At 47.6% G+C, this 332-nt stretch carries 1 protein-coding gene; it reads right to left on the bottom strand.

What is annotated here, in order from left to right:
- Positions 1-332 (bottom strand): aminotransferase class V-fold PLP-dependent enzyme (locus RJ32_RS15380; protein WP_034823238.1); only part of this gene is annotated, 332 nt, incomplete at both ends.

Genomic DNA, 332 nt, shown 5'->3' with positions numbered 1-332 from the left:
AAACCCTCCGCTATCGACTATTAATCCGCCAACTGAATTGCCATGACCCCCAATGTATTTGGTTAGTGAATGCACCACAATGTCAGCGCCAAAATCAATGGGTTTGCAAAGTATCGGTGTAGCAACCGTGTTGTCCACGACCAGTGGAACTCCATGCTGGTGAGCGACCTCAGCATAGCCTTCTAAATCGGCGATGTTTCCCGCCGGGTTGCCAATACTTTCACAGAATACGGCTTTAGTTTTACCGTCTATAAGTTTGCCTATGTCTTCCGCTTTATCCGATTCGGCAAAACGGACTTCAATGCCAAATGAAGGCAGCATGTGCTGGAAGA

Origin of the sequence: Idiomarina sp. 28-8 (assembly GCF_000320945.2) — a bacterium.
GTDB lineage: Bacteria > Pseudomonadota > Gammaproteobacteria > Enterobacterales > Alteromonadaceae > Idiomarina > Idiomarina loihiensis.
This window is presented reverse-complemented; position numbering and strand designations above follow the sequence as displayed.